General features: G+C 48.4%; 11 protein-coding genes. 2 read left to right on the top strand and 9 right to left on the bottom strand.

Annotated elements, in window-relative coordinates; genetic code table 11:
• Nucleotides 1-2 precede the first annotated feature (2 nt).
• Nucleotides 3-995 carry an MBL fold metallo-hydrolase gene (locus FHS17_RS19985; RefSeq protein WP_167280212.1) on the bottom strand — a complete coding sequence of 331 codons (993 nt, stop codon included), beginning with the start codon at nt 993-995 and terminating at the stop codon, nt 3-5.
• Between the two features lie 97 nt (nt 996-1092).
• Nucleotides 1093-2160 carry a type 2 isopentenyl-diphosphate Delta-isomerase gene (gene fni, locus FHS17_RS19990; RefSeq protein WP_415639882.1) on the bottom strand — a complete coding sequence of 356 codons (1068 nt, stop codon included), beginning with the start codon at nt 2158-2160 and terminating at the stop codon, nt 1093-1095.
• A 269-nt stretch (nt 2161-2429) separates the two neighbouring features.
• Between fni and nagB the strand changes: the two genes are divergently transcribed.
• A complete protein-coding gene (gene nagB / locus FHS17_RS19995) occupies nt 2430-3155 on the top strand; it encodes a glucosamine-6-phosphate deaminase (protein ID WP_167280214.1) in 726 nt (241 codons plus the stop codon).
• The gene (gene nagA, locus FHS17_RS20000; RefSeq protein ID WP_167280215.1) at nt 3155-4327 is read left to right on the top strand and encodes an N-acetylglucosamine-6-phosphate deacetylase; all 1173 of its coding nucleotides are present in this window, start codon (nt 3155-3157) and stop codon (nt 4325-4327) included. The genes nagB and nagA overlap by 1 nt, the downstream gene beginning before the upstream one ends.
• A gap of 62 nt (nt 4328-4389) precedes the next feature.
• Here the strand turns inward: nagA and FHS17_RS20005 are convergent, their stop codons facing one another.
• The 7 genes from FHS17_RS20005 to citZ all read right to left on the bottom strand — a co-directional run bounded on the left by FHS17_RS20005 (nt 4390) and on the right by citZ (nt 12832).
• Nucleotides 4390-5187: a DeoR/GlpR family DNA-binding transcription regulator gene (locus FHS17_RS20005; protein WP_167280216.1), complete on the bottom strand. Its 798-nt coding sequence runs from the start codon at nt 5185-5187 to the stop codon at nt 4390-4392.
• Nucleotides 5188-5189: 2 nt separating this feature from the next.
• Nucleotides 5190-6146, bottom strand: a complete 957-nt coding sequence (locus FHS17_RS20010) for a PfkB family carbohydrate kinase (RefSeq protein WP_167280217.1) — start codon at nt 6144-6146, stop codon at nt 5190-5192.
• A gap of 204 nt (nt 6147-6350) precedes the next feature.
• Nucleotides 6351-6776 carry a hypothetical protein gene (locus FHS17_RS20015; protein ID WP_167280218.1) on the bottom strand — a complete coding sequence of 142 codons (426 nt, stop codon included), beginning with the start codon at nt 6774-6776 and terminating at the stop codon, nt 6351-6353.
• Nucleotides 6777-6889: 113 nt separating this feature from the next.
• Nucleotides 6890-9055: a DNA helicase RecQ gene (gene recQ, locus FHS17_RS20020; protein WP_167280219.1), complete on the bottom strand. Its 2166-nt coding sequence runs from the start codon at nt 9053-9055 to the stop codon at nt 6890-6892.
• 91 nt (nt 9056-9146) lie between these two features.
• On the bottom strand, nt 9147-10094 hold the full coding sequence (gene mdh, locus FHS17_RS20025) for a malate dehydrogenase (protein WP_167280220.1): 948 nt from the start codon (nt 10092-10094) through the stop codon (nt 9147-9149).
• A gap of 289 nt (nt 10095-10383) precedes the next feature.
• Nucleotides 10384-11679: an NADP-dependent isocitrate dehydrogenase gene (gene icd, locus FHS17_RS20030; protein ID WP_167280221.1), complete on the bottom strand. Its 1296-nt coding sequence runs from the start codon at nt 11677-11679 to the stop codon at nt 10384-10386.
• 40 nt (nt 11680-11719) lie between these two features.
• The gene (gene citZ, locus FHS17_RS20035) at nt 11720-12832 is read right to left on the bottom strand and encodes a citrate synthase (RefSeq protein ID WP_167280222.1); all 1113 of its coding nucleotides are present in this window, start codon (nt 12830-12832) and stop codon (nt 11720-11722) included.
• Between the last annotated feature and the right edge of the window lie 267 nt (nt 12833-13099).

Genomic DNA, 13099 nt, shown 5'->3' on the forward strand with positions numbered 1-13099 from the left:
ATTTATTCAGCTGTACGAAACATAACCGTATCCATTGTTCCGGTTCGAATGATTTTGCCCCGCTTCTCCAAATAATGGAGGTGAGCAATAGTCTCCGACATCGCAAACCGCAGATTATGAGGATTCGTCCGCAGGTGACCACCAAAAGATTGCTCGCAAAGCTCAAAAGCGCTGCTTGGCACTCTCAAGATTTCCCACATTTTATTCAAACGCCGTTCATGATGCTGCTTGATCTCAATAATTCGGTTTGCAAAATCAGTGAACGGTTCTCGATGGCCCGGAAACGCCAGCTTCACTTCATAATCGGATAGCTCATCCAGACTCTTAAGGAAACATCCAAGCGGATCTTCCTCTTCTCCAGGATTAAAGCTGATGTTAGGTGTAATATGAGGCAGCACTTGATCACCGCAAAGCATATAGCCGTTGGACGGCTCGTAGAAGCATAACTGACCAAAGGCATGCCCCGGCGCATCAATTAGCTGCCATTCCATTCCGCCCAGCTGAATCGTCTCTCCTGCCTCCAAATACGTGACGTCGGGCTGAGGAGATACTCTTCTGACAAAGCCATCAAGGTTGTTCTTAATATCAAGTGTCAGCTCATCAGGCATGCCGTGGATGGCGAAATGCGCCCGAAGTTCCTCAGAGTAAGTACTGTTGTCTCCCCATAATCGCTGTGTATATGCATGAGATCTTTCTGATATATATACCGGAGCTCCGGTCCGTTCTTGAAAATAACCTGCCAGCCCATAATGATCCGGGTGCTGATGAGTAAGAACGATCCGTTTAATCTGCTCTATAGTTATGCCGTGCTTCAGGAAAGCCTCATCCCAAGCTGCCAGCGCTTCATCGGTATGCAGGCCGGGATCAATAACTGTATAACCTGTCCCATCCTCTGGTATTAAGTAACTGTTTACCCACTTTAATGAGAAAGGGAGCGGAATCTTTACTTGAATCCACCCGCTGTCCCAGACCTTCGTCTCCACTAGCCCAGTCATGGATGCTGTGCCCTCCCTATCCTGATAAGCCAACCCTTCGACCATCACAAAATTCTCGAGCAGTCTAGTATTTGCTAAGTTGGCCTGTCTTAGTTGTTTAACGGACTGGAATAAGTCGGTTCGTATGTTTGAGTTCCGCAACGGATGCTGCCCCGATCCCGAACATCGCCGCACGAAGCTCAAATTCAATCCGTTCGAATTGCTCATTTAACTGGTCGACCGATACTTTTGTCTCACCTTCTGCAGCACGTGGGAGAAGGGCACGTCCAAACCCAGCAATATCGGCCCCTAATGCAATGGATTTCGCTGCGTCTACACCATGCTGCAGACCACCACTCGCGACAACCAGCATATGCGGCAGACGACTTTTCACTTCCTGAATGCTTTGAGCAGTTGGGATCCCCCAGCCAGCGAAAGCTTCTGCAGCCAATCGGCGCATCGGATCATTTTGCCGGTATTTCTCAACCTGACTCCAGGATGTGCCTCCGGCTCCCGCAACATCAATAAATGCTGCTCCCACCGAAGCGAGCGCTGCAGCAGTATCGGCATCAACACCCCAGCCTACCTCTTTGATACCGACCGGCACCTCAAGTGCCCGGCATACTTCTTCTATCTTTGGCAGCAAGCCGCGGAAGTCCGTATTCCCCTCAGGCTGGAATACTTCCTGCATGCTGTTCAGATGAAGCACTAGAGCATCCGCTTCGGCAATGTCTACCGCTCTGCGGCATGCTTCCACACCAAACCCATAATTTAACTGCACCGCACCAAGATTCGCAATAACGGGTACAGAAGGAGCAAGATCACGGATATAAAAAGAAGCAGCAAGTTCTTCCTGTTCGATCGCCGCACGCATGGAGCCTAGTCCAATAGCCCAGCCGCGGTGCTCTGCCGCCTCTGCTAACCGCCGATTAATGGCACCAGCCTCACTTGTACCTCCTGTCATGGAACTGACCAAGAGCGGTGTTCGCATGCGCCGTCCCAGCCATTCTGTATCCAGCAGGATATCTTCGAATGCGATTTCAGGTAAGGCATTATGGCGGAAGCGAAGACTCTCCAGCCCCGTATCAATGCCCTCTCCAGCCACATTCTCCTGCAGGCATATGCGAATATGCTCACTCTTACGTTTCGATGTGGAAGCGCCCTCATTAGCCTCCGTATTTTGCATTACTGTCATAGGGCAATCCTCCTATTTAAATAGCCAATCATCCCGCTTATGTAGGAATGCCAGCGACATCAGTACATAAGCTTCATGCTTTGCGAGAATACTTTTGTTCATCATAACTCAGTGATTAGGACTGGAGCAAGGATGGAACTAGGTCCACCCATAATTTTGACGTTTACAATCATAATAATGAATTTTACAATCATTTTTGTTGTGAAAATGAATAATATAAATTAGAATAGAGTCAAAAGTAAATGAGGGGGCATCTTCCGATGAACGTGCACATTTTTGATACCCAATTAGAACTGGACGCCTTTGCAGCCAATCTTATTACCGATATCGTGACATCCAAACCAAACGCCGTATTAGGGCTTGCAACAGGATCGACACCTATAGGCATTTATGCCAAAATAGTAGAGAAATACCGTAAAGGTGAAGTATCCTTTGCAGATGTAACTTCCTTTAACCTGGATGAATATGTCGGGTTAAAGCCCTATAACGATCAAAGCTATGCTTATTATATGAATAAGCATTTATTTGCACACATTGATATTCCAGACACACAAACCTTCCTGCCGAACGGAATGGCTGATGATCTGGAAGCCGAATGTGCGAATTATGACCGTATGCTGCTGGAGCGGCAAATTGATATTCAACTGCTTGGCCTTGGCCATAACGGCCATATCGGCTTTAATGAACCAGATCATGCCCTGTCAGGCGGTACTCATGTGGTGAAGCTGAAGCAGGCCACTCTGGAGGCGAATGCTAGATTTTTCGCTACGATGGAAGAGGTGCCCGAATATGCCATTACAATGGGTGTGGGCTCCATACTAAAAGCAAATTCGATTGTGCTTGCGGTGCGAGGCGCGGATAAAGCGGACATCGTCAAGCAAGCGTTGACCGGCCCTATTACAACAGAGGTACCGGCTTCCCTCTTGCAGACGCATCCCCGCGTAACTGTGCTTCTTGACCGCGAGGCGGGAAGGATGTTGGGGTAATGGAACAACAAGGCAGATCTCTGCTTATCAACCACGTAAAGATCGTGCTGGAGGATCGTATTGTAGAAGGCAGTATCCTCGTCAGAGACGGAATCATTGCACAAATTATCGAAGACAGCGAGCAGCCGGAAGCTGATCATATCGTAGACGGCCAGGGCAAATGGCTTCTGCCAGGCTTTATAGATGTTCATGTTCATGGCGGATTTGGCGGAGACTTCATGGATGCAACCGCTGAGAGCTACGATACGATCACTAAGTTTCATGCTTCACAAGGAACCACCGGGATGCTTGCTACAACCGTGACTGCATCCCAGGAAGCCATTGAGACCGTGTTCCAGGCAACCAGCGAATATATGAAGAACGATATGCCATACACAGCACTTCTTGGCGTTCATCTGGAAGGACCGTTTCTCAGCATCAAGTGGATAGGTGCTCAAAACCCTGCTTTCCTCTCCCCTCCTCGGCTCGATTGGCTGCAGGATTGGACAGAGCGTTATCCGGGAATTTTGAAGCTGCTGACGCTTGCACCTGAGAATGAAGGTGCAATTGAAGCTATAAAATGGCTTGCTGATCATAACGTTGTTGTTGCATGTGGCCATACCGATGCCACGTACGAAGTCATGAAAGAAGCAGCTGATGCTGGCCTCACTCATGCCGTTCATACTTATAACGCGATGCGTCCGCTTCATCATCGTGAGCCTGGTACAGTTGGTGCTGTACTGACCGATGACCGGATTTACGCCGAACTGATTGCTGACGGGCATCATGTCAGCCCAGGAGCGATAAAGCTGCTTGCCTCCTCCAAGCCGGCAGACAAGCTTATTCTGATCACAGACGCTATCTCTGCCGCAGGCAGACCTGATGGCCTGTATGACCTTGGCGGCCTCCCAGTCATCGTACAGGATGGTGTAGCAAGACTCCAGGAAGGCAATCTGGCAGGAAGCAGCCTGACGATGATCAATGCTTTCCGTTATATGCTTGAACACACCGATTATAATGTTATGGACATTAGCCGCTATGCAAGCGGGAACACAGCCAAGCAGCTTGGCATGTTCGAACATACTGGTTCTATTGCGATCGGTAAGCAGGCTGATCTTGTTCTTGCAGAGCCTGACTTCAGCAGCGTGAGTCATACTTGGGTAAACGGCAAGCAAGTTTATGAAGCGAAGTAATTTTGAAACGAAAGAGCGGTTGAACAGGAGATGATCTCCGTTCAACCGCTCTTTTGTTATACTCATTCCGGCTTGTCCGCAACATGGACGACGATATGATGCTGCTCCGCCATCTCTGCCAGATCTCCCGTTAGAGGCAAATCGGTTATAAGCGCCTGCAGTTCAGATAACGCAGCTATGGAGAATAACGACGTTTTCCCAACCTTGGTTTGATCGAAAACGGCAAAAGTCGTGTGCGATCGCTTAATAAGTGCTTTTGCAATTTGGGCTTCTTGCTCGGAGTAGGTTGTAATGCCGCCTGCTGCTGAAAGACCGTCAACACCAATGAACATCTTCCCGATATTCAGATGAGCAACCATCCCTTCGCCAAGCGGACCGCAAAGCTCAAAGCTGTTATGCCTCATAATGCCGCCTGTTACAACGACCTGTACGCTGCTTCCGGCAAGCTCCATGGCAATGTTAACCGCATTCGTCACAACGGTTATACCGCTGCGCAGCTTAAGCAGCTTCGCCAGCAAGTAATTTGTTGTTCCGCCCGATAAGCCGATTACATCGCCTTCCTCAATAAGTGAAGCGGCTTTAGCCGCGATACGCTCTTTCTCCAAGTACGACAGCCCTTCCCGCTCCGCAAATGCAACATCACGGACCGTATTCATGCCGTCATACATCGCACCGCCAATGGTACGGATAATGGGATAAGCCGCCTCCATTTGCTCCAGATCACGCCTTGCGGTCGCTTCTGAACAATCAAAGCGCTCAACGAGCTCTTGAATGGTAATGCGTCCTTGCTGCTTGAGCAGCTGCAAAATCGCTTCGCGCCGGCGCTGCCCTTTGGATCCAGAAACGTTCGATTCAGCCATTATTATCGCTCCACCCATACTTTAGCGGACATGCGCTGCTCAACTGCGTTCCACTCTGGAAGCGCCTCCCAATCACCGCGCATTTGTACCACCAGCGATCCGTTAATGCTTGCTAGTTTAACTGCTTCTACTGGGGACATGCCTTTCATTAAGCCAGCTAGGAAACCAGCGCAGAAGCCATCTCCTGCACCAACTGTATCAACCACATTCTCTGCTGGATAGAAAGGAACGGATACTTCTTCCCCTTTTTCCAGCACGACAGTTGTATCACCAAGCCCTTTGATAATGGTTACGGCTTTAAGCTGCTGGAGTTTTGCCTTCACAACTTCGTAATCCTCGGTTTGATACAGAAGCTTGAGCTCATCCCAGCCAGGCAGGAAGTAGTCTGCCGCTTCTGCAATTGGCAGAAGCACCTCGCGCGCTTCTTCGATAGACCATAGCTTCAATCTCAAATTCGGATCAAAACAAATGGTTACACCCGCCTCTTTGGCAATCTCAACTGCCCGAAGCACCGTACGTTTGGCACTATCGCTGAGCGCTGTAGTAATACCCGTTATATGAAGCAGCTTCGCTCCACGAATATAATCCTCATCCAGCTCCTCAGGAGCCATACGACTTGCTGCGGAATGCTTGCGATAATAGTGAACAGCAAGACGCCCCGCAACCTGCTCACGGAACATCATCCCTGTAGGAGCTTCGTCGCTAAATTTAACGCGCGATACATCAACGCCCTCTCCACGAAGCGTTTTCACGATCATTCGGCCAAACGGATCATTACCAAGTGCTCCGAACCAGCCTACCGAACAGCCTAGTCTTGCCAGCCCGATTGCTACATTGCTTTCTGCACCGCCAAAGCCTTGCTCGAGCGTAGCCGCCCGTTCAAGAGATTTATGCTCCTGCGGCATAAATAAAGCCATAGATTCCCCGAAAGTCACTATATCCGGTGATGACTGATGCACGTTTTCTCCCCCTAAAAAGAATTACCACATAAGTGGCTGGTTTCTGCCTACTGTGGTAATTCTTACCTCGTAAGCATTAGCTTAAAGAATTACCACATAAGTGGCGGTTCTTTGCCTACTGTGGTAATTCTTACCTCGTAAGCATTAGCTTAAAGAATTACTGTGGTAATTCTTATCTTCGTAAGCATTAACTTGGAATTACGATTAAGCGTACATCGGGAATGCCATGAAATAGATAACAACCACATAAAGAACCAATACGATCAAGCTGAATGTACGTGCTTTAGCGATATGGCCAGTTGCGCTTTGTCCATCTTGAATCGAAGACACAATCCGTTTCAGCGGCTTCGACATAATGCCGGAGATCGCTGCAATCGCAAGGAACAGCAGCGTTATGATGATCATCCAGGCAACAGAGTAATCAGCCTGTGACATCATGTAACCACCTGTAAGCAATTGGATAACAAGCGCATACTGTACAACGCGGTTTGCAGATGTAAGACCATCAGCTAGTCCGCCTTGTCCAAGACCTGCGAGCTTCGTTGCTTTACCGATCATAATCGGCAGAACGATATAGAAGCCCATCCCGACTGCTCCTAACAAGTGTAAAAAGAAAAATACATCATTCATTAAAAAACCCTCCTGCATATGCGTAATCTACCAATAAGTATACTAAATGCCTGTCTGAAACACAAAGTATCACCCTTAGTTATCCGGCTTTTCGGAAGCATTTCCGGTAAAGTTCAAGATTTTGTCTTAAAGCCGTATTTAGCGATTACACCATGAATGGAAAAATAATCCACTTCTTCCGGTAAAGCATCTTTGATCGGCCTTAATTTATCCGGACCAAGTTCCTGCACAACAAGAACAATCTGCTCCTCATATTGCTCCGGAATAACACGGCCCCAATCGAGCTCATGTCCCTCATCGGCACAACGAATCAGATGTCCCTCAATCGTCACCCGGCTAAGTCCACGTTCATCAGCAATCTCCTGAGTGGATAGACCGGTGTTAAACCGCTCCAGGGTCATGACATGGCTAGGTGTATCCTCTGATGAGGCAGGTGGACGCGCGGCAGGACGCTTCTGCGTATTACTAATGCTAGCAGATGGCGCGTTACTCGTACTTCCCGCATGCTCTTGAATAATAGCAAGTACTTCTGCTCCATACTTGTTTGCTTTCGCCGCGCCAATACCTTTCGTCTGCAGCAACTGCTCTTCCGTCAGCGGCCTTGCATCCGCAAGCTCCTTCAGCGTAGCATCAAAGAACAGCATAAACGGAGGAACGTTTTCCCGTGCTGCCGCTTCTTTGCGCCATTGCTTGAGTGCATCGAATAATGGCGACGATGCTCCAGCACCATCTCCCGAGGCACTTCTCCTAACGCTAGTCCTCAGCCGCTGCTTGACTATCTCGTTGCCTTCCAGCACTGGCAAAGCAGCAGTTGTTAGAGATACTGTAGGATACTGCCCTTCGCTCATACGTAAGTAACCTTCCGCTACAAGCCAGTACAACCAATCGGCGATTTCTTTTTCCGGCCAATTATTGAATAATCCGTATGTCGTTAATCGGTCCAGCCCTAACTCCAATAACCGTTTGTCGCGTGATCCTTTTAATACTTTAGCCGCCATTGTTACACCAAAGCGTCCCTTCATACGGCCAACGCATGAGAGTGCCTTCTGTGCTTCCGGCGTACGGTCAACCAGCTCGCTCTTGTCGAGGCAGTTACTGCATTTGCCGCAAGGCTCAACACCCTTCTCGCCGAAATAATCGACGATATATTGCTGTAGACAGCGCTGGGTGCGGCTGTAGTTCATCATGTTATGAAGCTTGGACAACTGAACCGATTTGCGGTATTCATCTCCCATCCCCTGCTCAATCAGGAAACGCTGTACCTGTACATCCTGCGGTTCGAAGAGCAGCACACATTCGCTCTCCTCCCCATCCCGGCCGGCACGCCCCGCTTCCTGATAGTAGGATTCGATATCGCCAGGCATCTGCCAATGGATGACATATCGCACGTTAGGCTTATCGATGCCCATTCCAAAAGCATTCGTCGCCACCATGATGCGAAGCTCATCAAACCGGAACTTCTCCTGCGTATCCGCACGTTCGGTATCAGACAACCCGCCATGATACTTGCCAGCCGCAATCCCTTTTCGAATCAACAGCTCGTGTACCTGCTCGGTTTCTTTCCGTGTGGCTGTATAGATAATGCCGGATTGATCCTCCCGCTCGCGCAAAAATTGCTGAAGGAAGTTTTTCTTGTCACCACCACTTACAACGGATAAGGACAGATTGGGTCTAGCAAACCCGGTTACAAACACATTAGGCTGCCGTAAACCCAGCATGGCCGTAATATCCTCTGCCACCTCTTGTGTTGCTGTTGCTGTAAACGCAGAGACTAGCGGTCGATTTGGCATTTTGCCGATCCATCCCGCGAGCTGCCGGTAGCTCGGACGGAAATCATGCCCCCACTGCGAGACGCAGTGTGCCTCATCAATCGCAATCATTGGGATATGGAGCTGCTCGGACAAGGTTGTAAACATAGGTGCATCAAGCCGTTCCGGAGCCACATACAGCATCTTGTATTCGCCTCTCAGTGCATTTCGCAACACTGTCCGGTATTCCTCCGCTCCGAGAGAGCTGTTCAGAAAGGCCGCTGAAACACCAAGCCGGTTCAGTGTATCAACCTGATCCTTCATAAGCGAAATTAATGGCGATATAACTATTGAAGTACCTGGCATAATGAGAGATGGAACTTGAAAGCAGATTGACTTCCCTCCGCCAGTCGGCAGAATGGCAAGCGTATCACGCCCCTCCAATATTCCCTCTATAATATCTTCTTGTCCGGGACGAAACGTATCATACCCGTATACTCTTTTCAGCTCGCTTCGTGCTTGCTGCAGCACGTTTATTCCCCCTTCCTTAAATCAAAATGAGGACCCTGGCAGCTAAGTGTCAGGGTCCTCCCAAACGAATCTTTATAAGGCTCATGGCCGTTTACGCTTGGCCTGTAACTACTTTAATAACATTTTGAACGGATTCGGCTGATTTGTCCAGAGCCGCTTTTTCTTCCGCGGTTAGATCCAGCTCAATCACTTTCTCAATGCCATCGCCGCCGATAATCGTAGGTACACCCATGAACAGGTTATTATACCCGTACTCGCCTTCAAGCAGAGCAATGACCGGCAGAATCCGTTTCTTGTCCTTCAGAATCGCCTCTGTCATTTGAACGAGTGAAGCTGCAGGTGCATAGTAAGCTGAGCCATTGCCTAGGAGGTTCACGATCTCACCACCGCCAACACGGGAACGCTGTACGATAGCTTCGATACGGTCAGCTGGGATCAGCTTCTCGATCGGAATACCGCCAACATTCGAGTAACGTACGAGTGGAACCATATCGTCACCATGTCCGCCAAGCACAAAGCCGCGAACATCTTCCACCGATACATTCAGCTCTTGCGCAATAAATGTGCAATAACGGGCCGTATCAAGCACACCGGATTGACCTATGACACGGTTTTTAGGAAAACCTAGCGCTTGGTAGGCCACATAAGTCATGGCGTCCACCGGATTGGAGAGGATGATGACATAAGCGTTCGGGCTTGTTGCCTTTACTTGCTCACATACCGACCTTACGATACCTGCGTTTGTATTGACGAGGTCATCACGGCTCATCCCTGGCTTGCGGGCAATACCTGCAGTGATAATAACAACGTCGGAGTCCTTAGTATCTTCATAACTGGCCGTACCAGTGATGTTCACGTCCAGACCTTGAACAGGAGTTGATTCGAGCATATCAAGCGCTTTACCTTTTGTCGGGTTTTCCAGCTGGGGAATGTCGACAAGAACAATGTCACCCAGTTCCTTTTGTGCTGCCATCAGAGCCGTAGTAGCCCCGGTGAAGCCGGCACCTACAACTGTAATTTTTCTGCGTTTAATAGCCATTTGATAACTACCTCCTTAAAAGAATTACTACACAAATGGGCTGATTCGAGGCCATTTGTGGTGATTCTTACTTCGTAAGCACTACATAAGAATGACCACACAAAGGGCCGAGTTGAGGCCATTTGTGGTGATTCTTACTTCGTAAGCAAGATGACCACACAACAGGCTCAGTTAAGGCATTTGGTGATTCTTACTTCGTAAGCCTTAGTTGTATTAACCTCTGCATTATTGCCATAAATAAGTATTCCTATCTAAAAAAAGAGGGGGCATAAGCCCCCACTTTTTATAATTACATGTTTTTAATTACTTGGTTAGCGAACTCCGAGCATTTCACTTCAGTAGCGCCGTCCATCAGGCGTGCGAAGTCATAAGTAACGGTTTTGTTGTTAATCGAAGCTTCCATACCTTTATAGATCAGGTCAGCCGCTTCTTGCCAGCCCAGATGCTCAAGCATCATAACGCCGGACAGGATTACGGAACCTGGGTTAACAACGTCTTTGTCTGCATATTTAGGAGCAGTACCATGAGTTGCTTCGAAGATTGCATGTCCAGTCAGGTAGTTGATGTTCGCGCCCGGTGCAATACCGATACCGCCAACTTGTGCAGCCAGAGCGTCGGACAGGTAGTCGCCGTTCAGGTTCAAAGTTGCGATTACGTCGAAGTCAGTAGGACGAGTCAGAACTTGTTGCAGAGCGATGTCAGCAATCGCGTCTTTTACGACGATTTTGCCAGCAGCTTCTGCTTCTGCTTGTGCTTTGTTAGCAGCGTCTGTGCCTTCTGCTTCTTTAATGCGGTCGTATTGACCCCAAGTAAAGGTTTCGTTAGCGAACTCTTGCTCAGCCACTTCGTAGCCCCAGTTCTTGAACGCGCCTTCTGTATATTTCATGATGTTGCCTTTATGAACGAGTGTAACAGTTTTCTTGCCATGTTTGATCGCATATTCGATTGCAGCACGAGCAAGACGTTGGGAGCCTTCTTTGGATACTGGCTTGATGCCGATACCCGAAGTTTCAGGGAAACGGATTTTGTTAACGCCCATTTCGTTTTGCAGGAACGCGATTACTTTCTTCACTTCCTCAGAACCTTCTTGGTACTCGATACCAGCATAGATGTCTTCTGTGTTCTCACGGAAGATAACCATGTCAACCAGCTCAGGACGTTTTACCGGGGAAGGCACGCCAGCGAAGTAACGAACTGGACGAAGGCAAGTGTACAGATCAAGCTCTTGGCGAAGCGCAACGTTCAGGGAACGGATACCGCCGCCGATTGGCGTAGTCAAAGGACCTTTAATAGCAACGATGTATTCACGGATTGCAGTCAGCGTGTCAGCTGGCAGCCACTCGCCATATGCGTTGAAAGCTTTTTCGCCAGCGAATACTTCGTACCAAGCGATTTTTTTGCTGCCGTCGTATGCTTTCTCAACAGCTGCGTCAAGTACGCGTTTCGATGCTGCCCAGATGTCACGGCCTGTGCCGTCGCCTTCGATGAAAGGAATGATTGGGTTGTTAGGTACTTGCAGTACACCGTTATCAATTGTAATTTGTTCGCCTTCTGTAGGAAGTGCGTATTTTTCGAATTGCGCCATTAGAATAAATCCTCCTTAGAATATGTAAGCACGCGCTTAATTAGCGCTGCTCGATTGGAATGTATTTCGCGTTAACTGGGCCAACATAGTCCGCACGTGGACGAATGAGGCGGTTATCTTGATATTGCTCAAGAATGTGTGCACTCCATCCGGATACACGGCTGATTGCAAAGATTGGCGTAAACAGATCGCGTGGGATACCAAGCGTAGTATACACGGAAGCCGAGTAGAAGTCGACATTTGGCTTCAGACCTTTTTGGCCAGTAACCATATCTTCAATCTTGATCGACATTTCGTACAGTTCCATATTGCCAGTCAGTTTGCCCAGCTCGCGGGACATTTGCTGCAGGTGCTTCGCACGAGGGTCGCCATCTTTGTATACACGGTGACCAAAGCCCATAATTTTTTGTTTGTTCGCAAGCGCGTTGTTGATGTAGCCTTCAACGTTAGCCATCGAGCCGATCTCTTCAAGCATCACCATAACGGCTTCATTCGCACCGCCATGCAGAGGGCCTTTCAAAGCGCCAATCGCGGAAGTTACGCCCGAATAAATATCAGACAATGTTGCAACGGTTACACGAGCTGCGAATGTCGAAGCGTTAAGCTCATGGTCAGCATGGAGAACCAATGCTTGATCAAGTGCTTTAACTGCAACTTCAGCAGGCTCTTCACCTGTAAGCATGTATAGGAAATTGTAAGCAATGGATACGCCTTGTTTTGGAGCAACCGGCTCTTTGCCTTCGCGAATACGAGCAAATGCCGCAACAACTGTAGGCAATTGAGCTTGCAGCTTGATTGCTTTACGTTGGTTAGCATCTGTCGACATGTCATTAGCGGATTCGTCATACAGCGCCAGGCTCGAAATAGCCGTACGGAGCGCTGCCATTGAATTTGTACCGGCAGGATAAAGTTTAATTTGTTCGATTACTTGGCTTGGGATAGCCGCGTATTGATCTAATTGCTTTTGAAGTCCGTCAAGCTCGGAACGATTAGGCAGCTTGCCATACCAAAGCAGGTAGGCAACCTCTTCAAATGTTGCGTTTTCTGCAAGATCATCAATATTTATACCGCGATACGTCAATACTCCATCGATAATGGAGCTGATCGACGATGATGCGGCCACAATTCCTTCCAGACCTTTTGTAGCTGTCATCGTTCTCTCTCCTCTAACTCGAAAATTTTTCGGTGAAAATAGTATTCGAATCTTTCTCGTCGCTATTAATCATAAATGATTTTTAGAGCGAAGTGAACAAAACCAGACATAGAAATGCTTTATCGGCGCTATAAAGTTTTTTTTCAATCCCTTTCTTCCGCAATTTTCGCACATTTGCTCCAGCTGCATTTTTCCCTAAACTGCACAAAAATAGTCGCATACCGAAATCATATTTCAATGTGATAGAATAGAAGTTATAACATGCAC

Source organism: Paenibacillus lupini (assembly GCF_011761355.1).
Lineage (GTDB): Bacteria > Bacillota > Bacilli > Paenibacillales > Paenibacillaceae > Pristimantibacillus > Pristimantibacillus lupini.

Coding starts and splice junctions, on each gene's coding strand:
- FHS17_RS19985 (WP_167280212.1), bottom strand. CDS start 995: ATGACTGGGCTAGTGGAGACGAAGGTCTGGGACAGCGGGTGGATTCAA.
- fni (WP_415639882.1), bottom strand. CDS start 2,160: ATGCAAAATACGGAGGCTAATGAGGGCGCTTCCACATCGAAACGTAAG.
- nagB (WP_167280214.1), top strand. CDS start 2,430: ATGAACGTGCACATTTTTGATACCCAATTAGAACTGGACGCCTTTGCA.
- nagA (WP_167280215.1), top strand. CDS start 3,155: ATGGAACAACAAGGCAGATCTCTGCTTATCAACCACGTAAAGATCGTG.
- FHS17_RS20005 (WP_167280216.1), bottom strand. CDS start 5,187: ATGGCTGAATCGAACGTTTCTGGATCCAAAGGGCAGCGCCGGCGCGAA.
- FHS17_RS20015 (WP_167280218.1), bottom strand. CDS start 6,776: ATGAATGATGTATTTTTCTTTTTACACTTGTTAGGAGCAGTCGGGATG.
- mdh (WP_167280220.1), bottom strand. CDS start 10,094: ATGGCTATTAAACGCAGAAAAATTACAGTTGTAGGTGCCGGCTTCACC.
- icd (WP_167280221.1), bottom strand. CDS start 11,679: ATGGCGCAATTCGAAAAATACGCACTTCCTACAGAAGGCGAACAAATT.
- citZ (WP_167280222.1), bottom strand. CDS start 12,832: ATGACAGCTACAAAAGGTCTGGAAGGAATTGTGGCCGCATCATCGTCG.